Genomic DNA, 18749 nt, shown 5'->3' with positions numbered 1-18749 from the left:
GAGACCCAGTCATGGCACAGTTTAGCGTTAATGCACAACGATTCGATCCTTATAAGAACTTCAAGTTTCGCATCAAATGGGACGGCCGCTTTGTCGCCGGCGTCAGCAAAATAGGCGCGCTCAAACGCAGTACGGAATTGGTCGAACACCGCGAAGGCGGCGATCCCAGCACCTCGCGCAAATCCCCGGGGCGCACCAAATATGAGGCGATCACCCTGGAGCGCGGCGTCACGCACGATACCGCGTTTGAAAAATGGGCGAACAAAGTCTGGAATTTCGGTTCGGGGCTAGGAGCGGAAGTTTCACTGAAGGATTTTCGCAAGGACATCATTATCGAGCTTTATAACGAGGCGGGACAATTGGCTATTGCGTATAAAGTGTATCGTTGCTGGGTTTCGGAATTTCAGGCATTGCCGGACCTGGATGCCAACGCCAATGCCGTCGCGATACAGACCCTCAAGCTCGAAAACGAAGGCTGGGAGCGCGATTACGAGGTCGCCGAGCCAAGCGAACCACAGTTTACCGAGCCTGAAGGCTAAGCCGCGATGCGAAACCTGAATGCCATCGATGTGCTGAACGTCTGGGAGCAGGGACTGAACCGGCCGCTGCTGCAAAGAACGCTCATGCTTTTGGCTGCGGCATTTCCTGAATTAAGCCCCGATAATATTGCAAATCTGAGTATCGGCACACGTGATGCCTGTTTGTTGTTGTTGCGTGAACGACTATTCGGCTCGCGTCTGGTAAACAACGCGGTATGTCCGCAATGCGCGATGCGTATTGAATGGGAACAGAATATTTCCGATCTTGTAGTCAATATGTCCGACAGTCAAATAGCGCATCAGTTTAGTCTGGAGTCGGATGATTATCGGCTGTGCTTTCGCTTGCCCAACAGTATCGATCTGGCCGAAGCTGAAGGCTGCGGCAACGCAGAATCAGCTCTGCAGTATTTGCTGGGGCGCTGCATCCTGTCGGCAGAACATGCGGGTGCATTCTGTAATATCGATCAATTGCCTGAGTCTGTTGTCCAGGCATTGAACCAGCGGATTGAAGAGCTGGACCTGCAAGCCGAAGTCCGCATCAATCTGACTTGCCCTGATTGTTCACATAATTGGGACATGTTTTTTGATATTGCCAGTTTCCTCTGGGTGGAAATCAACGAGTGGGCGGAGCGCATGCTGCAAACGGTACACAAGCTGGCCCGCGCTTACGGCTGGACTGAGCAGGAAATACTGAATCTCAGCCCCGTGCGCCGGCAGCTCTATCTGGGGATGGTGGGACCATGACCGGTTTTTTGCTTAACATGATTCATCGCCACCAGGGCACGGTTGACACGGTGCAACCTCGGATGAGATCGATGTTCGAGCCGGGACCTCTATCAGCGGCAGACCCGGACACTGCCTTTACCGGCAGTGCGGAAGTCAGTGTTGGTAAAAACCTGGATACAGAGAAGAGTATCCAAGCGTACTCAAAGCTTCCGAATGCAGAGAACGCTTCGCCAGAGATTTCACAGGTAGCGCCTTTGCCGGACAGGTTCCAGAATCGTCCTCAACCCGAAAAGCGCGTCGCAGACACGAAGTTCGATTCGAACAACGAGAATCGCATGGATTCAATCCATGCACAGATTCAAGGTCTGATGGCACGAATAGGCAGAGCATCTGAAACTTCAGCAACTTTGAATGACGCAATCGGCCACGAACAGACAGTAACATCCCAAGCAACGGGTCGAGCAGCTAGCAACGTTGTATCAAACGAAAGCGGTTTACCCCATCGTATTGAGGAAACCCTAAGACGATTACTAAAGCAAACGAATACTGGCAAAGAAGACCAACACGGACACAAAGATCACACGCAATTATCGCCCATAAACACGATCAAAATTGAAGCCGATCCACTGAAAATATTGCCGGCTCAGCCGGAGGCAAAAGGCGAAAGGGATGGCGAGCAAATCAGAAAATCCGTTATTGCTCAGAATCAGCCAGAAACTGATTCAAACCCTAACCAAAGTGGATATCTTCAAACGCCGGCATGGTTGTCGGGCATGCAGGCTGAGCTCAGCAACCGCTGGCGGGAGATCAATGCTCAATCTCAAACCGAACCCGTCATCAATGTCACGATTGGCCGCGTCGAAGTCCGTGCAGTTAATCCATCGCCTGCAAAACCGGACGCGGGTCAGAAAAAACCCACGGGGGTAATGAGCCTGGAGGAATACTTAAAGCGACGTGAAAGCAAGGGGGGGAAATGAGCAGCCCGGACGCGCTGGCAACCGTAACCGCGACCTTGCACCATTTGCTTTCCGGAGCGGCGACGACGGTAAGTACAAAGCCTCCGAGCATGGCCCGCGTCGGAGAAAATGGCGAGCAGCTCAATATTTTTCTGTACAGCACGCAGTATAACGCGGCATTCAGTAATTTTCCGATGCCAGGACAGGCAAGAAGCGGGGAGAATGCGCATCCGCCTTTGTCCCTGATACTGAACTATATGATTACGGCTTACGGCGCGAATGATGATGATATTTCAGGTCAGCAAATCATGGGCCGGGCCATGCGGATACTTCACGATCACCCCTTGCTGGGCAGGATCGATATCGAAGGGATCACCCCGGATTCCGGCCTACAAAATCAAATCGAGCGATTACGTATTACGCCTGACGCCATGGAACTGGATCAAATGTTCAAGTTGTGGAGTAGTTTTCATTCGGCGGAATATCGGCTCTCCACCGGCTACCAGGTCTCCGTGGTCCTGATCGAGAGCACACGGGTCAATAGCGCGGCTCTACCGGTATTGAAACGCGGAGCCGAGGACCGGGGCGCCAATGTGACGGCGGCTCCGTCACCTTCCCTGACCGGATTGCGTTTTCCCAATCAGAAACCGGGCGCCGAATTGGGCGATACGATTACCCTGCTTGGCGAACGTCTGGGTGGCGATAACCTTGTCATCCGCTTTCAACACCCCTTGCTGGTTGAGCCGACGGATCCTTCGAAACCAAGGCCGATCGATCTGTTACCGGAACCGGGGCGAACCGACACCGAAATGGCTGTCAAGCTGCCGACCCAGGCCGAGGATGCCGATGTGGGATCGAAATGGCCGGTTGGATTTTATTCGGTGTCTTTATTGATGCAGCGCCCGGATACTCCAGCCTGGACAAGCAACACCCTGGCCATGCCCCTGTGCCCGAAAATTAAATCGGCTGATCCCACAAACGCGCCGGCAGGCAATGTCGTTTTGACGATTGAATGCCTGCCGCAGATTCAGCTGGCCCAACGGGTTTTGTTATTATTTGGCGATCGAACCATCAAGGCCGATGCGATTGTCACCCCGGCCGACCCGACGGCATTAACCACACTGACGTTTACGGTGGAGAATGCGGAAGCCAGGGCCACGCCGTATGTGCTGCGTTTGCGGGTAGACGGCGCCGACAGCATCCCGGTGGATTTTTCAGGCGACACACCGCAATTCGCCGATAACCAGAAGGTGACCATCACATGAGCGATCAGGCCGACTGGATGGAAAACAACGATAAGCACCTGGCCGCCGACGTGGCATGGATCAGGCTGCGCTTGCAGCGACTCATACAACAAGCCGAACAGGGAACAGAGACTGACGAAACCAGCAAGGAAAGCGGCGGCTGGTTTAAAACAGCCAGGAAAACCCCACCGCCGCCGGCAAAGCTGAATAGCGAGGTGATCGAAACGGCTCGCCAGGACATGGTCAAGCTGGAAAACAGCGAGCCGCCGCCGGCATTGAGTCTGTTGGCAAAGGCTTTGGGCCTATCGACCTTTGATCGTCATGCTCTGGCGCTGTGCGCGGCCATGGAACTGGATACGCGCATCGCAAGCCTTTGTGCAAAAGCGCAAGGTAACCCAAACAAGCCTTACCCGACCTTTGCTTTGGCTTTTGCATTATTCGACGAGCCCGACTGGAATGCACTGGCCCCCAATGCGCCCTTACGTTACTGGCGTTTACTGGAAATCAACCAGCCCAATGCCCAGGCGTTAACCGCATCCGCCTTGAGCATCGACGAACGCATCCTCAATTATCTCAAGGGGCTCAACTATCTGGACGATCGCCTGGCGCCGCTGATCGATCCTGTGATGCGTCAGCAAGGCAATGATACGCTTCCTCCCTCGCAGCAACAGGCCGTCGATCATATTGTTGGCGGCTTGAAAGCCGCCAACGGCAAGGAAAGACTGCCTTTCATAGCGTTACTGGGACACGATAGCGCCAGCAAACAGATGATCGCCGGAATAGTGGCAACCGCCTTAAAGCTCAATCTGCATTCCATGGATATCAAGACCTTGCCGGGTCAAATCGGTGATTTTGAGACTTTCACCCGGCTTTGGCAGAGGGAATCGATGCTGATGCCGTTGGCGCTGTATATCAGTGTCGATGGCGCCGGAGACAATGAAAAAACGCTGTTGAGACGTTTTCTGGAACGCAGCAGCGGCGTGGTATTTCTCGATGTGCTGGATACCAAGGCCGAGTCGCTTAGAAACCGGCTATCGGTTGAGATCAATAAACCGACGCCGCAAGAGCAGCAACAACTTTGGGTTGAAGCGTTAAAGGACATTGCCCAGGATCAAGTGAAGGATCAGCCGCAACGTCTCGCCGAGCAATTTTCTTTCAATCAAAACGAAATCAAAGGCTTGGCAAAAACAGCGCTGAGTGCTGGTTCGCAGCAGCCGGAGGCTCTCAACAGCGACCTATGGCAGGCCTGCCGTATCGCGGCGCGGGCCGGCATGGATCAACTCGCGGCCAGGATAGTCGCCAAGGCCGACTGGGAGCAACTGGTGCTGCCGCCGGAGCAAAAAACTCTGCTGCGGCAGATCACCGATCAGGCGGCCCAACGCAACCGCGTTTACGACGCCTGGGGCTTTCGCGACAAAATGAACCGGGGACTGGGCATCAACGCCTTGTTCGCCGGCGAAAGTGGCACCGGCAAGACCATGGCCGCGGAAGTGATCGCCAATGAACTGCAGCTCGATCTGTTCCGCATCGACCTGTCGGCGGTCATCAATAAATACATCGGCGAAACCGAAAAGAACCTGCGCAAGCTGTTCGATGCCGCCGAAGACAGCGGCGCCATCCTGTTCTTCGATGAAGCCGATGCCCTGTTCGGCAAGCGCAGCGAAGTCAAGGACAGTCACGACCGTTATGCCAATATCGAGATTAATTATCTGCTGCAACGCATGGAGTCCTATCGGGGTCTGGCGATACTGGCGACCAACATGAAAAGCGCGCTGGACAAAGCCTTTGTTCGTCGCTTGCGCTTCATCGTCGATTTTCCCATTCCCGGCATCGAGGAACGCAAGCAAATCTGGCAAAAAGTGTTTCCACCAGAAACACCGGTCGATCCGGCTTTGGATTATCAACGGCTCGCCTCACTCAACCTGACCGGCGGCAGCATCCAGAACGTGGCGTTGAACGCGGCATTTCTGGCGGCTCAACACTCTGATGGAAAGGTTTCCATGCCATTGATCCTGAACGCGGCGCGCACCGAATTTAAAAAACTGGAGCGCCCAGCAAAGGAATCGGACTTTCGCTGGCTGGATCAGGCGGAGGGCAAATGAACATCAATCTGCATATCGAACGGCTGATTTTGGATGATGTGAATGTTGCACCCGATCAGCGTCATTTGTTGCAAACCAGCGTAGCAGCCGAACTGACACGGATGCTTGCAGAGGGCACACTTTCTCCCGATCTTGCCCAAGGTACGAACCTGCCGCGTCTATCCGGACGCAGCATTCAAATAAATGAGGTTGGCAAGCCGGCGCAACTCGGCCGGCAAATCGCGCAATCGATTTATGGAGGCATCGGCCATGAATAAAGCAGCCGTTGCCCAGCAAGCCAAAACTTCGGGTTTTTTGCAGCCCGCGCAAGGCCTGCTCCAGCGCAAATGCGCCTGCGGCAACCACACGATGGCGGGCGGCGAATGCGCCGAGTGCAGTAAAAAGAAGCGATTGGATCTGCAAACCAAACTCACGGTTAACGAGCCGGGCGATATCTACGAACAGGAAGCGGACCGGATTGCCAATCAGGTGATGGCAACCCCGGCACATCCCGCCATTAGCGGCGCACCACCCCGCATCCAACGCTTCTCAGGACCATCGAATGGGCAGATGGATTCGGCGCCCGCCAGCGTAGATAACGCCCTTGCCAGCCCCGGCAGGCCGCTGGAACCGGCGCTGCGGCAGGACATGGAGCAGCGCTTCGGCCATGATTTTTCACAAGTGCGGGTGCATTCTGGCGATGCCGCTGAGCAATCGGCACGGGAGTTGAATGCCAATGCTTACACGGTGGGGCGTGATGTTGTTTTTGCAGTCGGACAGTTTTCATCGACATCTACCGAGGGCAGGAAACTCCTTGCGCATGAGTTAGTGCATGTTATGCAACAGAGCGAGGGCGCAAAGTCAATCCAGCGCCAGCCAGATGACGATGAAGAGGAAGAGGAAGAGCTCTCCGCTGAGATTGGACCGAAGCCGACCTCGCTTTACCTTTCCGCCTACGATCCCAGTTTGTGCGGTGGGCAAAAGTGCATTACCGATGAGGAGATCTACAGACCTTTAAAGGAAGCAAATAAAAGAATAGAGCGAGAGATTAGTAGGGAACGAGAAATTTCAAAAAAGCCGTACTATGACCGATTTTGGGAGGCGCTTTACAGAATGAGCAAGGAGACGTATTCGATTGATGAGCACGCATTTAGCATCCGTTCTTACGAAGGTTTGTTGGTTCAAACGCCAGACGATCTCTGGAAGTGGGGAGTTACCCACGACCTTTTCCTACCGAGCGAAGAGAAGTTCGTAAAGGCAGATGCGCAGCAGCAGTCAAGGCGGACATATAAGAAGAGGTTCCAGAGTGCTCAGTTTGGGACTTATCAAAAAGACCTTACCGAACCCTCAACCGGTGAGGAGGTGTGGTATTCCGGCCGCAGTAAGGACCTCTTCCTCCCGAGTGAGAAGGAAGCGGTGATTGCAGATAGGGAGAAGTATTTAGAAGAACGCGAGGGCAGAAGGCGTAAAGCTCGTGCTCAGGAAAAAAGAAACGTCGAGATCCAACAGTACCGTAATTGGGTAGCTCGGGGCGAACAACTCAGGTCGCCTGCACCGATAATCCAGCCATTTGCATTTGCAGCCTTTGGTCCATTGGTAGCCGCGGCTTACGGCGGAACGCAAACTGGCGCTATGGTTGGTGAGGCCTATAACGCATGCACACACGGCACGGAGGCCGAGTGCGCGGCATCTCTAGCCCAGGTGGGTGTCACTGCTGTCGTACATCAAACCACAAAAGGAAAACCGGGAAAGTCTTCGTTCGAGCCACCCACAGGTTCAAAGCCGAAAGGTTCCGCGCCTGAACCCTCCGTCTGGGTACAGTATAAGGATGGTCGAGTTGTTGAATACCAGGCCTCCGAGATGAAGGGCAATCTGAAGGTTGGCTCAAAGGTTTCTAGGAAAGGTGAAGGCCAGGGAAGAGTAGTCAGCCTAGGTGATCCTCCACATTCGAGCACTGTGTTGCATGAACCTCTAAAGCCTCTGATTACCGACGAAGCTCTTAATCAACCAATCCCATTGAGAACAGGATTAGCTGGGTCACCACGGCAGCTGACGAGAGACGAATTGAAAGGAGCAAAGGAGATACGTGAGGCATTCGACGACGTAAGGCTGGGCGATCCTAACGCTATGAACGTGTTGGCGAAATACAGACCAAAACAGCTAACGGGTGATTTGGCTGGTTGGTGGGAAGTGGACCTGTTGCCTGGCAACCCGGGGGCTTTAAATCAAATGCGTATTCTGTTTCGCATCGGCAAGGATGGCCAACTGGAGGTTCTCATTCGCCAGATGCATTGATCAGAATGCTTAGGATCGGTGGAGGATTGGAAATCTAACCGCATCACGGCTGGATTGTGGGAACGGTACCGTCGAAGGCGCTTTAATACGTAGTTAAGTTGTAAACAGGTTCATAAACATGAGCTAGAGTAGGAGCGAAAATTGTGAATACAGTCAATAATAAATTACAGACCACAATCATCATTAAATGACTGGGAACAATGCGACGAAAATCACTCAATTGGTGTATGGGAGGAATCGGCCATGAATAAAACAACCGTTGCTCAGCAAGCCAAAACAACAGTTTTTTTGCCTCCACATCGAGGCATTCTCCAACGCAAGTGCGCTTGCGGGAAACATAAGGTTACAGGTGGGGAGTGCGTGGAGTGTGTGAAGAACAAGAGTGGCTTACAACGTAAACTTAGCATTGGTGCAAGTAACGATCTGCGGGAACAAGAAGCAGATCGGGTTGCCGATCAGGTGATGACAGCGCCGGGACATTCCCCAGTTAGCACCACACCACTACGCATCCAGCGCTACGCGGGGCAGGCAACCGAGGGGGTGGAGACCGCGCCCGCCAGTGTGGACCGTGTCCTTGTCGGCTCCGGCAGACCGCTGGAACCGGCGTTACGACAGGACATGGAACAGCGCTTCGGCCAGGACTTTTCGCGGGTGCGGGTTCATTCTGGAACGACCGCTGAACAATCTGCGAAGGATGTGAACGCCAATGCATATACGGTGGGTCAAAACGTTGTGTTCGGTGCAGGCCGGTTCGCGCCAGGGTCGCACGAGGGGAGGTGGTTGCTCGCCCACGAGTTGGCGCACACCATCCAGCAGAGAGGCGTCGATGCAGGTGTCCAGCGGTTTTCCCCGGATTGGTTGACTGCAGAGGATGATAGCCTGGAACACGAGGCGAATCACGCAGCACAGAAAGTGGTTACGGCGGGATTTGCACACGTAGTCGGATCCGCACGAACAGTCGCTCCGCAGCGGCAAAATAAGGACAAGAAGAACCAGTCCCAAGCTCCGAAGGTCGTTTCACCGGTGGAACCGAGTAAAGCGCAAAAGAAAATGATCGACGAAGCTCGCAGTGCGGCGGCGGTTCGTACACAAACGGCCATGTTCAAAGCCAGTGGGATTCAGGGAGCCGGTCAGTTTCAAGAGGCTAACCGCCTTGCTCAGATCAAGTTCGATTGGGCCAGTCCGAACATGGATCAGATTAGCGAAGTGCTAAGGGGCATGGGGGGCGGGCTTGTCACCGTGGACGTTAAGGTGGCTGGTGTGGGTGACCCAGACTGTGGATCACGGGCCGGCTATGTTCGCGATCATCGGCAACCGATCGTCTTGTGCCCAGGTTTTTTTGCGGATCCTGGCAACAACGAGGGACGGATCCGCACGATGATCCACGAGATGGCCCATGTGAAGGGCATAGGGAAGGCCGATGCCGGTGAACAGTATTTCCCTGTTTTCGATTGCACTTCGAAGGGGGCGTTCGAATCCGCTGATTCATGGGCCAACTACGTCCACTGTCTCAGCGGCAGAACACCAGACAAACCGGAAGAAATCGTGGTGCCGGCTGGCGGGAGCAAGGCTGGCAAACAAGCCCCTAAGAAGTCGGGTGGCAGTAAATGAATGGACTAATGAAGAGACACCAGCCAGGCCGCATTCCATGCACCAAATAACTGATGAAATTATTATGACTATTTTAAAAACATCCGACATGGTGCGTAAAACGTACCCTGCTTTTTGAAGATGTAACTGGAGATTTTGAATGACCACGTTTCCCGTCTCACCCAAGTTGATCAAAGGCGGCATTGTATTGCTCAATCCAGGCACCAGCGCGGTGCAGCGGATTATCGCCCTTCAATACAACTCGGATACCTTGACCCGTTCTTTCCAGATTCAGGGCGTGGGCGGGGGGAGCGGCGACCGCTCGGAAGCGCTGCGCCTGAAAGGTCCACCGGTTGAAACCATCAAGCTGGACGCCGAGATCGATGCGGCGGACCAGCTGGAGTTCCCGGACCAGAACGCCACGATCGTTCAATCCGGCCTGCATTCCCAGCTGGCCGCGCTGGAGACAATGATCTATCCGAGCAGCAGCCAGCTGCAGGCTAACAACAGTCTGGCGAATTCAGGAACCCTGGAAATCGTGCCGATGGAAACGCCGCTGATGCTGTTTACCTGGAGTAAGAACCGGATCGTGCCGGTACGGCTGACCGAATTCAGCATTACCGAAGAAGCTTTCGATCCGTCGCTGAATCCGATTCGGGCAAAAGTGAGCCTGGGCATGCGGGTCTTGAGCATCGACGATTTAGGTTTCTCTCATAAAGGCGGCAATCTGTTCATGAGCTTTTTGCAGAATAAAGAACAATTATCGGCCAAACACCAGGGTGGCTCCTTTGCCAGCCTGGGTATTAACGGTATTCCATAACCGCCTTGTTTATAGGAGTTGATGATGACCGATCCACTACAATTGATGTTGCAAGGCAGGACATTCAGCACGCCGCTATTTCCGGCTACTAGTCGTTATTATGGCGTTGAAACCGCGACGCTAACCGCGCCGGACGGCAGGACGATTATCTATCTCAAACGACGTTTTCTGCCGCAACCGGAAAATTTTGCCCTGCTTCAGGAACACGTCGTTACGGAAGGCGAGCGCCTGGATAATATCACTGCGCATTATCTGGGCGACCCGGAACAGTTCTGGCAAGTGTGCGATGCGAACAGGGCGATGCGTCCCGATGAATTGACCGAGACGATAGGACGCAGACTCAGGATCACTTTGCCTCAGGGGATTCCGGGAGTATCAGATGCATAAGGGCATTCATCTAACCTTGCTGGTGGGGCCAGTGGTACCGGTGCCGGTGCCGAGAGCGGTGCTCGACGCCTTGACGGAAGTTGAAGTCACCCACAACACCGATGTGCCCAGCGCCTTCAAGTTGAAATTCAACCTGAGCAACCGCTCGCCCTTGCAAACCATTTTCCTGGTGGCGGCAGGCCAAACGCCGATGCTGCGCGTCATTATCATCGTTACCATTGACGGCACACCCCAAGTGTTGATGGATGGCCTTATGACCCGCAACCAAATTGCGCCTGGAAGCCAGCCAGGGCAATCGACCTTGACCGTATTCGGGGATGATTTGACCAAGGCGATGAAACTGATCGACTTCAGCGGCTTTCCTTTTCCGGCCATGCCGGTGGAGGCGCGCATCCTCTTGATTATCGCCAAGTATGCGGCGTTCGGAATGATCCCCATGGTTATTCCCACACTGTTCACGGACGTGCCTATTCCGGTTGAGCGCATTCCTGCGCAGAAAGGCCATGATCTGGCCTATGTCCAAGAGCTGGCGAGGTTGGCGGGCTATGTATTTTATATTGACCCTGGTCCCGCGCCAGGTACCAACATTGCCTATTGGGGGCCGGAAATCAAGGTTGGTCCGCCGCAGCCGGCCTTGAACATGGATATGGACGCGCACACCAACGTGGAATCGCTGACCTTCAGTTTCAATACTGCAGACACCACGATCCCGATTGTGCTCATCCAGAACCAGCTCACCAAATTCCCGATTCCTCTGCCGATCCCTAATCTCAATCCGTTGCAACCGCCGTTGGGAATTATTCCGGCGCCTGTCACCAATGTGACGGTCTTGCGGGAAACCGCGAAACTGCCGCCGATGGAAGCTATCTCGCGCGGCGTGGCCGAGGCTTCTCGTTCCGCCGACGCGGTGGAAGGCGAGGGCTCTCTAGATGTGGTGCGCTACGGCCGAATTTTGAAGGCGCGGCAGTTGGTGGGCGTCAGGGGTGTAGGCATGGCCTACAATGGGCTGTATTTTGTCAAAAAAGTGACCAGTACGCTGAAACAAGGCGAGTTCAAGCAAAGCTTTACCTTGACACGCAACGGCCTGGTATCCATTACGCCGAGGGTGCCTGTATGAGCCAGCCTTACTACGGAAAATACCGGGGCACGGTATTGAACAATGTCGATCCTTTGCAAATAGGGCGTCTGCAGGTGCAAGTTCCCGATGTGGCAGGGCTGGTGCCAACGTCGTGGGCAATGCCCTGCTTCCCAAGCTCGGGAAAACAAATGGGCGCTTATGTGCTGCCGCAAATCGGCGCCGGCGTCTGGGTCGAGTTCGAGCAGGGCGATCCCGATTATCCGATCTGGAGCGGCTGCTGGTATGGCTCGGTTGCCGAGATGCCCCTGGCCGTAACGGCGGGCAATCCGGCCGCCCCGAGTTTCGTATTTCAGTCCACCTTGCAACAGGCCGTCATCATCAGCGATTTGCCGCCGTCCGTGCCGCCGCCGGTCATGCCACCGGCGCCGACAACCGGGGGCATCATTCTGCGCAGTACGACAGGCGCGTCCATCGTAGTCAACGATGCGGGGATTTTTATTTCCAACGGCAAGGGCGCCACCATCAACATGGTCGGCCCTACCATCACGATCAACAACGGCGCTCTGGTCATTATTTAGGAGATAAGCATGCCTGGATTTCTCGTTCATGTCGGCGCTCAAGTGATGTGTTTGCATGCCGGCCAGGCGATGCCCACCGTGCCGAATCCGCGGGTGACCGTCAGCAGCCAGCCGACGGTGCTGATAACCACGCCCTACGTGGTTGCCGGCTGTACTTTACCTCCGCCACCGGCAGCAAACGGCCCGTGTGTGACGGCGCAGTGGCTTAGCGGCACCACGCGCGTGTTCTCCAACGGTCAACCGCTGCTGGTGCAGAGCAGCCAGGCCATCTGCGCACCGACCGGTACGCCATTGTTGATTATCGCCACCCAGCCTCGGATCAGCGCATTATAAGGAGTAGGGTATGTTGAATATCGACTTTCCGTTCCATTTCGACAATCGCGGACGCACCACATTGACGGACGATAACGATCATATCAGGGACATGATCGAGCAGTTTTTATTCACCAACAACGGCGAACGTGTCAACCGGCCGGATTTCGGCAGCGGCATACTGCAATTGATTTTCGCGCCGAACAGCCCGGAACTGGCGGCGACGCTGCAATTTACCATTCAATCAGGTTTACAACAGTGGCTGGGCGACCTGATCGAGATTCAGGCGTTATTGGTCAGCAGCGAAGATGCCAGTCTGCGCGTCGAGTTGACGTACAAGGTGCGCCGAACCGGCGAGATTACGGCAACGACATTTACCCGGAGTACCTCGACATGAAAAGTCTCATTTGCAACAGTGGACTCCGTCGGGAAAGCGTACAGCAGCAGGAAGCACTTAGCGGCCTCGATTATCTGGAAGTGGGACATCTTTTCGAGACTCAACCCGGACTGGATGATCAGCGGTATCTACGGGTTTATTTTTTGGGCAAGACGCCGGATGATTTGACGGAGATCAATATACGAATCGAGGGCGGACGGCGGGTAAGGGATATCCGTGTGATCAGTGTCGAAATTCATAAGACCAGACGGATTGAATTCGATGATTTCATGGAAGTCATCGTCGACAAGGCCGGGGATTTTTCCACCTATACCTTGCGGGTGGTCGAGCAGGATGAACAAGGCCATTGGCAGCCGCATTCCAGGTTTGACCCGCGTTACGACCGGATTGAATTCAATTTCAAAATAGATTGCCCCAATGAGCTGGACTGTAAAGCTCAGGTTGCCTGTCCCGTAGAGCCCGCAACAGAACCCGATATCAATTATCTCGCCAAGGATTATGCCAGCTTCAGGCAGCTGATTCTGGACCGTCTGGCCCTGACCATGCCGGACTGGAAAGAAAGGCATATCCCCGACATCGGCATTGCGCTGGTCGAGGTTCTGGCCTATGCCGGCGATCACCTCAGTTACTATCAGGACGCAGTAGCCACCGAAGCCTACCTCGATACGGCGCGGCAGCGGATTTCGGTACGCCGCCATGCGCGCCTGGTCGATTATCGGATGCATGAAGGCTGTAACGCCCGTGCCTGGTTGTGCGTAGAAGTAGCCAACGACTTGTCGGGGATTATGGCGAGTGACATATACTTTATCACCCGGCTTGACGGTGTCCGATTTGCGCAAGGCACCTTAATCACTGAGCAGGAACTGCGGCAGTTGCCCGCATCCCGTTATGAAGTTTTCGAACCCATTGCTGACAAGGATATTCGGTTTTATAAGGATCACAACCGAATCGCATTTTATACCTGGGGGGATCAGCTATGCTGCATTCCCAAAGGAGCAACCAGCGCGACCTTGCTAGGCGAATGGGTTCCGCCCGAGGCATCCGGCCAGGATTCGGAGTGTCCACCCGGGAAACATGCGGAACAGCCGGAAATCACTGCCTCAACCAGAGAACGAGATTCTACCGTGTCTTCGGTGAAGCTGCGCCTCAGGCCGGGCGATGTGTTGCTTTTTGAAGAAGTCATTGGTCCTGAAACCGGGAATCCTCAAGACGCTAATCCCAGACACCGGCATGCGGTGCGCTTGACAGACGTAAGCGGCGATGTCGATCCGTTGACCGATCAGCCTGTTACGCATATCAACTGGAGTGAAGAGGATGCGTTGCCATTCCCGTTGTGCCTTTCCGTACTGGGGCCGCCGCCGGATTGCAAGATCATTCAGGACGTCAGTATTGCCTGCGGCAATGTCATCCTGGTCGATCATGGTCACACGGTGGATGAGAATTTGGACGACGTACCGGCAGGAGATTCCAGCGAGTGCTGCAAAGGCGAAGGTGTTTTAGCTGAGGCAGTAAGCAGTGCCGGGCGCTACAACCCGGCCTTAAAATTTTTCCCTTTAACAATCAGCGAAGCTGTTATCAGCGATAAACCGGCAGCGCAATCGCTTGAACAAGACGTTCATAATGCTGTGCCAGCGATTCGGTTAACCAGTCAGGACGAAAATATGCAACAACTGAACTGGCTGCCGCAAGTAGATTTGCTGGTCAGCCAGGCGGATGACGTACATTTTATTGCAGAATTCGATGAGGAAGGGCGTGCCCATTTGCGTTTCGGCAACGGGGAGCTGGGCAGAAAACTCGCTGCCGGTATGAAGTTTCATGCCGAATACCGCATCGGTAACGGCGTGGCGGGTAATGTCGGCGCCGAATCGATCGCACACGTGGTTTTTACAAACAACCCACAGGACGGAATTATCAATGTCCGCAACCCCATGCCGGCGCAAGGCGGAGCAGAGAGGGAACCCATTTCCGAAGTCAAACTGTTTGCGCCGCACGCCTTTCGTAAAGAACTGCAGCGGGCTGTCATTGCCGATGACTATGCCGCCATCGTGCTGCGCGAATTTAAAACCAAAGTCCAGAACGCTATCGCCAGATTACGCTGGAACGGGAGCTGGTACGAAGTCTGGGTCGCCGTCGATCCCTTTGGCCGGGAGGAGGCGGACCAGGCCTTGCTTGATGAAATCACCTGCCGGCTGCATCGCTATCGCCGCATTGGCCATGACCTCGTTGTCAAGTCCGCACACCGGGTGCCGCTGGATATCGAACTGGCAATTTGCGTCCAGTCAAATTATTTGAGAGGGCATGTGAAGGCGGAATTGCTGAATGTCTTCAGTAATAAAAGATCAACTAACGGCAAACTGGGCCTTTTCCATCCCGATCAGCTGACCTTTGGCGATGATGTCTATCTGAGCAAAATCGTCGCGGTGGCGCAATCGGTTCAAGGCATAGAAAGCGTCGAGGTGACCAGGCTGCAGCGTTTCGGCGAGCCGGCAAACAACGAAATAGAAACCGGTCTGTTGCCCTTGGGGCCTTTTGAAATCGCCCGTCTGGATAACGACCCCAGCTTTCCCGAAAACGGAAAACTGACCCTGGACATGCGAGGTGGAAGATGAAAACGAATTGCTGTGATTGCTGTTATCCCGCAGCTGTTGATCAAGCAGCTTGCGGTTGCTGCGAAGGGATTGAAATTGTCACGCCTTTGCCTACCTACAACCGCCCAGGCTTATCGCAAATCGGTTATCGGATCGGCACGCATGCCAGTTTTCTGGAAACCATGACGGCGCGTTTGACCGGATTTTATCTGGAAAAACAGGATGTCGAAGGAAATACCCGCAAGTTTTATCCGTTAACGGGGTTAACGACCCGGGACACAGCCGATCCTTCTCTTGCTTTCTTAGATGCCTGGGCAACGGTGGCCGATGTCCTGACCTTTTATCAGGAGCGCATCGCCAATGAAGGCTATCTGCGGACCGCAGCCGAACGTCGTTCCATCGTGGAACTAGCCAGACTGGTCGGTTACAGGCCACGGCCTGGCGTGGCGGCCAGTGTGTTTCTCGCCTATACCATCGATGCCAATACCCAGGAAGAGGTGGTGATCCCGGCAGGAAGCCGCGCGCAAAGCATTCCCGGACCCGGTGAATTGCCACAGCCATTCGAGACCAGCGAGGATCTGAAGGCGAGGGCGCAGTGGAATAATTTGAAGCCGAGGGTGACGCAGGCGCAGACCAAGGCAACTATTGAAGGCACATCTGGAACGGATTCCAAAATTTACTTAAAAGGGCTTAGTACCGATTTAAAGAAAAATGATGCTTTATTGATAGATTTTGGTGAAAAAGAAGGTGATAAAGACAAAATTCTCAATTTCAAACATATTAAGGAAGTTTTGCTTGAGAATAAATCAGACCGTACGCTGGTGACTTTTATCAAACAACCGCTTACCGGGTTTGCTGTATTTCCGATCAATATTTTTTTCAATAAAATTATTGATCAATTAGTTATACCGGCCTCCATACAACCAGCAAATAAATATCAGTTAAAGAAAAGCCAGGGTCATAGCCTGGCAGAACAATTTGCCTTGCGAAGCAATGCTACTTCAAAAAGTGCGGACGCTTTTTCTAACGCTATCTTTCATGGTGTTGTTTCCAATATCCCCAGAGAGTCGGTAGCGCAAGCAGGCTATTCCGTTCTGGGTGCTTTCTCTCCCGTACTTAAGGATCGTTTGGCTACGGCAACGGCCCGGGTCAAATTGACCGACAAAAAAATCAAGGTTTATGCTTTTAGAGCAACGGCGTCCTTGTTTGGACACAATGCGCCTAAAGAACCTCAATATGAACCAGCATTGATACCCGGTGGTGAAGGACATCTGCAAAGCAATCCTAAAGCAGGAAATCTTAAACCTCAGCCTTGGCCGGAGTGGAAGGTTGATCTAGGTGCTGATAAAGATTCAATCAATGAGGGGGGGGATACTCTCTATCTGGATCGAATTTACAAGGAAGTGTCTCCCGGTGACTACATCGCTATTCAAAAAACAGATGCCGCGGGTTTAGAAGTTTATAGCATTGATACAGTACAGAATATTTCGAGATCTGCTTATGGAATCACTGGAGAAACAACAAAAATTAAACTGAGACAAGGTCAAACTTGGTGGAATCCGCAGAGCGAGGAAGATATTCAAAAAATCAGGACGACCAAGGTATATGTTCAACCGGAAGAACTGGAACTCGCTGAAGAACCAATTACTAAACCGGTATGCGGAGGCAAAGAAGAAACAATTGAACTGAATAGTTTTTATAGCGGCCTGGAGGCCGGTCGATGGGTAATTGTGTCTGGTGAGCGCGAGGATGTTGCGGGGGAGAGATTTAGTGAATTGGCACTACTGGCGTCGGTAACGCACGATATAGCAACAGAATTGCCCGATGAAAATCTTCATACCTATGTTCAATTTGCCGAAAAACTCGCCTATTGCTTCAAGCGCGATACCGTAACGATTTACGGCAACGTCGTCAAAGCCACGCATGGAGAAACCCGATTGGAGGTTTTAGGCAGCGGGAATGGTGCCAAGGCTTTGCAAACGTTTGAACTCAAACAAAAGCCGTTAACCCATGTATCGGCGGCCAAACCTTCAGGGATCGACAGCACATTAAAAGTCTTTGTGAATCATATCGAATGGCATGAGGCGGATTCCTTGGCCAGCTTGGAAGCCAATGACCGCGCGTTTGTTACCCAGACCGACAACGACGATAAAACGGCGGTGACTTTCGGCAACGGCAGAGAAGGCGCAAGACTTCCATCCGGTGTGGAGAATATACGCGCCCAATACCGTAACGGTATCGGCCGCGCAGGCAATGTCAGGGCGGAGCAGATTTCGCTGTTACTGACCAAACCGTTGGGCGTCAAGGAAGTGATCAATCCCTTGCGCGCATCGGGCGGTGCCGACAGGGAAACCCGCGATCAGGCGCGCCGACATGTGCCGTTGGCCGTTAAAGCACTGGATCGCTTGGTGTCGACTCAGGATTGCGAGGATTTCTCCCGTGTCTTTGCGGGCGTCGGCAAAGCCTATGCGATTGAACTGAACGACGGTAGGTTACCGTTAATCCACGTCACCATCGCCGGCGTCGACGATGTTCCCATAGACGCGAATTCCGATTTGCTCAGAAACCTGCTTCGGGCATTGTACGATTTTGGCGATCCCTTCCAGAAAATACAACTGGCCGTGCGCGAGTTATTAATGATCGTGATCGAGGCAGGTATTGCGATCTTACCCGATTATCAATGGGAATCCGTTGTTACCGAAGTTCGTAGTGCATTGCTCGATCAGTTCAGTTTCGAGCGACGTGAACTGGGTCAGGATGTATTTTTGAGTGAAATCCTTAGCGCCATGCAGTCGGTTCGCGGTGTCGCCTATGTGGATGTCGATGCATTCGGCGGCATTCCAGAAAAAATTTCCGAAGAAGATGGCAACCGGAGATTGTTAACGCCCAATGAAATATCGGAAGCTGTCGATTGCCTGTCCACAAGATGGAGCGCTGAAGATATGGAAACCTACTGTGAGGATAAAACGGCAGATGCGGAATGTGACAAATATGAAAATTGCAAAAACTATGGCAGTTTTGGCAAAACGGTTGGGGTAAGGCAGCGCTTGCAAGTCAATCTGGCCGGTTTTGAAAACGGCGCAATACGCCCTGCGCAATTGGCGTTTTTAAGTCCCGATGTTCCAGCAACATTAATATTGAACCAGATTAAATGAGGA

The 18749-nt window shown here is 53.5% G+C and carries 16 protein-coding genes; all 16 read left to right on the top strand.

Going from position 1 to position 18749, the window contains the following annotated elements; all coding sequences use genetic code 11:
• Positions 1-11 precede the first annotated feature (11 nt).
• The 16 genes from ABO04_RS09555 (at position 12) to ABO04_RS09480 (ending at position 18746) form a co-directional block, all read left to right on the top strand.
• The gene (locus ABO04_RS09555) at positions 12-539 is read left to right on the top strand and encodes a phage tail protein (protein ID WP_160810445.1); all 528 of its coding nucleotides are present in this window, start codon (positions 12-14) and stop codon (positions 537-539) included.
• A gap of 6 nt (positions 540-545) precedes the next feature.
• A complete protein-coding gene (locus tag ABO04_RS09550) occupies positions 546-1283 on the top strand; it encodes a phage baseplate protein (protein ID WP_160810444.1) in 738 nt (245 codons plus the stop codon).
• Positions 1280-2242 carry a hypothetical protein gene (locus ABO04_RS09545; RefSeq protein ID WP_160810443.1) on the top strand — a complete coding sequence of 321 codons (963 nt, stop codon included), beginning with the start codon at positions 1280-1282 and terminating at the stop codon, positions 2240-2242. Before ABO04_RS09550 ends, ABO04_RS09545 begins: the two co-directional genes overlap by 4 nt.
• Positions 2239-3486, top strand: a complete 1248-nt coding sequence (locus ABO04_RS09540) for a DUF4255 domain-containing protein (protein ID WP_160810442.1) — start codon at positions 2239-2241, stop codon at positions 3484-3486. Before ABO04_RS09545 ends, ABO04_RS09540 begins: the two co-directional genes overlap by 4 nt.
• Entirely contained in the window at positions 3483-5567 is a 2085-nt protein-coding gene (locus ABO04_RS09535) for an AAA family ATPase (RefSeq protein WP_160810441.1), read from the top strand. Before ABO04_RS09540 ends, ABO04_RS09535 begins: the two co-directional genes overlap by 4 nt.
• On the top strand, positions 5564-5824 hold the full coding sequence (locus ABO04_RS09530; protein ID WP_160810440.1) for a hypothetical protein: 261 nt from the start codon (positions 5564-5566) through the stop codon (positions 5822-5824). The genes ABO04_RS09535 and ABO04_RS09530 overlap by 4 nt, the downstream gene beginning before the upstream one ends.
• Positions 5817-7841, top strand: a complete 2025-nt coding sequence (locus ABO04_RS09525; protein ID WP_205012780.1) for a DUF4157 domain-containing protein — start codon at positions 5817-5819, stop codon at positions 7839-7841. The genes ABO04_RS09530 and ABO04_RS09525 overlap by 8 nt, the downstream gene beginning before the upstream one ends.
• Positions 7842-8084: 243 nt before the next feature.
• Positions 8085-9452 carry a DUF4157 domain-containing protein gene (locus ABO04_RS09520; RefSeq protein ID WP_164504331.1) on the top strand — a complete coding sequence of 456 codons (1368 nt, stop codon included), beginning with the start codon at positions 8085-8087 and terminating at the stop codon, positions 9450-9452.
• A gap of 139 nt (positions 9453-9591) precedes the next feature.
• Positions 9592-10251, top strand: a complete 660-nt coding sequence (locus ABO04_RS09515) for a hypothetical protein (protein WP_160810439.1) — start codon at positions 9592-9594, stop codon at positions 10249-10251.
• A 21-nt stretch (positions 10252-10272) separates the two neighbouring features.
• A complete protein-coding gene (locus ABO04_RS09510; RefSeq protein WP_240141505.1) occupies positions 10273-10638 on the top strand; it encodes a LysM domain-containing protein in 366 nt (121 codons plus the stop codon).
• Positions 10631-11755, top strand: coding sequence for a hypothetical protein (locus tag ABO04_RS09505; protein ID WP_160810438.1), 1125 nt, complete (start codon positions 10631-10633; stop codon positions 11753-11755). Before ABO04_RS09510 ends, ABO04_RS09505 begins: the two co-directional genes overlap by 8 nt.
• Positions 11752-12294, top strand: a complete 543-nt coding sequence (locus ABO04_RS09500) for a phage baseplate assembly protein V (protein ID WP_160810437.1) — start codon at positions 11752-11754, stop codon at positions 12292-12294. Before ABO04_RS09505 ends, ABO04_RS09500 begins: the two co-directional genes overlap by 4 nt.
• A gap of 9 nt (positions 12295-12303) precedes the next feature.
• The gene (locus tag ABO04_RS09495) at positions 12304-12627 is read left to right on the top strand and encodes a hypothetical protein (RefSeq protein ID WP_160810436.1); all 324 of its coding nucleotides are present in this window, start codon (positions 12304-12306) and stop codon (positions 12625-12627) included.
• A gap of 10 nt (positions 12628-12637) precedes the next feature.
• Positions 12638-13003 carry a GPW/gp25 family protein gene (locus ABO04_RS09490; RefSeq protein WP_205012779.1) on the top strand — a complete coding sequence of 122 codons (366 nt, stop codon included), beginning with the start codon at positions 12638-12640 and terminating at the stop codon, positions 13001-13003.
• Entirely contained in the window at positions 13000-15612 is a 2613-nt protein-coding gene (locus ABO04_RS09485; RefSeq protein WP_160810435.1) for a putative baseplate assembly protein, read from the top strand. Before ABO04_RS09490 ends, ABO04_RS09485 begins: the two co-directional genes overlap by 4 nt.
• Positions 15609-18746 carry a putative baseplate assembly protein gene (locus ABO04_RS09480; protein WP_160810434.1) on the top strand — a complete coding sequence of 1046 codons (3138 nt, stop codon included), beginning with the start codon at positions 15609-15611 and terminating at the stop codon, positions 18744-18746. Before ABO04_RS09485 ends, ABO04_RS09480 begins: the two co-directional genes overlap by 4 nt.
• Positions 18747-18749 lie beyond the last annotated feature (3 nt).

The organism is Nitrosomonas sp. HPC101 (assembly GCF_009833125.1).
Lineage (GTDB): Bacteria > Pseudomonadota > Gammaproteobacteria > Burkholderiales > Nitrosomonadaceae > Nitrosomonas.
This window is presented reverse-complemented; position numbering and strand designations above follow the sequence as displayed.

Coding starts and splice junctions, on each gene's coding strand:
- ABO04_RS09510 (WP_240141505.1), top strand. CDS start 10,273: ATGATGACCGATCCACTACAATTGATGTTGCAAGGCAGGACATTCAGC.
- ABO04_RS09555 (WP_160810445.1), top strand. CDS start 12: ATGGCACAGTTTAGCGTTAATGCACAACGATTCGATCCTTATAAGAAC.
- ABO04_RS09495 (WP_160810436.1), top strand. CDS start 12,304: ATGCCTGGATTTCTCGTTCATGTCGGCGCTCAAGTGATGTGTTTGCAT.
- ABO04_RS09520 (WP_164504331.1), top strand. CDS start 8,085: ATGAATAAAACAACCGTTGCTCAGCAAGCCAAAACAACAGTTTTTTTG.
- ABO04_RS09535 (WP_160810441.1), top strand. CDS start 3,483: ATGAGCGATCAGGCCGACTGGATGGAAAACAACGATAAGCACCTGGCC.
- ABO04_RS09540 (WP_160810442.1), top strand. CDS start 2,239: ATGAGCAGCCCGGACGCGCTGGCAACCGTAACCGCGACCTTGCACCAT.
- ABO04_RS09480 (WP_160810434.1), top strand. CDS start 15,609: ATGAAAACGAATTGCTGTGATTGCTGTTATCCCGCAGCTGTTGATCAA.
- ABO04_RS09505 (WP_160810438.1), top strand. CDS start 10,631: ATGCATAAGGGCATTCATCTAACCTTGCTGGTGGGGCCAGTGGTACCG.
- ABO04_RS09500 (WP_160810437.1), top strand. CDS start 11,752: ATGAGCCAGCCTTACTACGGAAAATACCGGGGCACGGTATTGAACAAT.
- ABO04_RS09515 (WP_160810439.1), top strand. CDS start 9,592: ATGACCACGTTTCCCGTCTCACCCAAGTTGATCAAAGGCGGCATTGTA.
- ABO04_RS09525 (WP_205012780.1), top strand. CDS start 5,817: ATGAATAAAGCAGCCGTTGCCCAGCAAGCCAAAACTTCGGGTTTTTTG.
- ABO04_RS09485 (WP_160810435.1), top strand. CDS start 13,000: ATGAAAAGTCTCATTTGCAACAGTGGACTCCGTCGGGAAAGCGTACAG.
- ABO04_RS09490 (WP_205012779.1), top strand. CDS start 12,638: ATGTTGAATATCGACTTTCCGTTCCATTTCGACAATCGCGGACGCACC.
- ABO04_RS09530 (WP_160810440.1), top strand. CDS start 5,564: ATGAACATCAATCTGCATATCGAACGGCTGATTTTGGATGATGTGAAT.
- ABO04_RS09545 (WP_160810443.1), top strand. CDS start 1,280: ATGACCGGTTTTTTGCTTAACATGATTCATCGCCACCAGGGCACGGTT.
- ABO04_RS09550 (WP_160810444.1), top strand. CDS start 546: ATGCGAAACCTGAATGCCATCGATGTGCTGAACGTCTGGGAGCAGGGA.